This window comes from Bradyrhizobium sp. P2_E8 (assembly GCF_056403875.1).
Map to the genome: position 1 here is coordinate 1 of NZ_JBFUES010001414.1, position 1432 is coordinate 1432.

Consider the following 1432-nt stretch of genomic DNA (forward strand, 5'->3'; position numbering starts at 1 on the left):
GCATGAACTCGGCCGCGCCCGCCCAGTCGCCGAGATCCTTCGGCAGCACGGAGGCGCAGGAGCTATCGAGCTTACCGCGCGCGGCCTCGTCGATAGCGCGGTTGGCGCGGACCAGCGCCGCCAGGAATTCCTCGGTCTCGCCAGCGCGCGCGTTGCGGCGGCCGATGCGCATCTTCTGGCCCGACGGCGCCGGCAGCACGTCGAGCCCGGCGCTGCGCGCCAGCCGGATCATCGGATTGGTCTCGGGATTGTGCATCCAGCGCGCGCCGCGGTCGAACGGCACGTCGAAGGTCGTCGTATCCGTGATGCAGCGGCCACCTATTTGCGATGCCGCCTCGACCACCACGACCTTGCGATTGGCCGCCATGATGCGCCGCGCTGCGGCAATTCCGGCTGCCCCCGCGCCGATCACGACGATGTCAGCCTCGCGCGGAAGGGGTGCGGCGGTTGCGCGCAGGACCGGCATCGCCGCAAAGGCCGCCGACGCCGAAAGGAAACCGCGGCGCGTGATTGTCATGTCATGGTTTCCGGAGACTTGCGGCAAACGGGAACAGCCAGCGAACCTTGCCGTATCTCATGTTGCACGGCAACCATCATGGTGAATCAATGGTGCTTGATCTCACAGAGTGATGAACCGAATTGCAACACGTTTCGACCATGATAGAGAAGGGAAAAAAAGGCGGCCGGAATAGGCCGTGGGGGAGTTCGACATGGGGACGGTCCTAGATTCAGTCGGCAAGCTGATTGCCGCGTACCTCTCGAAGGAGGTGCCGGGCTATGAGCCGTTCACGCCGAGCGACCCCGAGCACCTGCGCGGCGTCATCGAGCCCGGCGACGTGCTGCTGGTCGAGGGCAACAACCGCATCTCCGGCATCATCAAATACCTGACGCAGTCGACCTGGTCGCATGCCGCGCTCTATGTCGGCCCGATCGAGGGTGCGGAAGAGCCCAACGGCGAGCCGCATGTGCTGATCGAGGCCAATATCGGCGAAGGCGTCACCTCGGCGCCCCTGTCGAAATACTTCCCCTATCACACCCGCGTCTGCCGCCCGGTCGGGCTGTCCTATGAGGACCGCACCACGGTCTGCCGCTATGCGATCAACCGCATCGGCTTCGGCTACGACACCAAGAACATCGTCGACCTGATGCGCTTCCTGTTTCCACTGCCGATACCGCAGCGCTGGCGGCGCCGCATGATCGCGATCGGCTCGGGCGATCCGACCAAGATCATCTGCTCGGCGCTGATCGCGCAGGCGTTCGACGCCGTGCGCTATCCGATCCTGCCCAAGATCACCAAGGCCGGCAGCCGCGCGGCCCGGCGCGAGATCCTGCACATCCGCGATTCCTCGCTCTACATGCCCCGCGACTTCGACATCTCGCCCTATTTCGAAGTCGTCAAACCCACCATCGTGCACGGGTTCGACTACACGAC

2 protein-coding genes are annotated in these 1432 nt (G+C 64.9%); one reads left to right on the forward strand and one right to left on the reverse strand.

Annotation, left to right across the window (positions count from 1 at the left end; genetic code table 11):
- Positions 1–517 (reverse strand): FAD-dependent oxidoreductase (locus AC1D00_RS40975; RefSeq protein ID WP_477014626.1); only part of this gene is annotated, 517 nt, incomplete at its 3' end.
- Positions 518–710: 193 nt separating this feature from the next.
- Between AC1D00_RS40975 and AC1D00_RS40980 the strand changes: the two genes are divergently transcribed.
- Positions 711–1432: YiiX/YebB-like N1pC/P60 family cysteine hydrolase (locus tag AC1D00_RS40980; protein WP_477014627.1), on the forward strand; the 722-nt coding region annotated here is incomplete at its 3' end.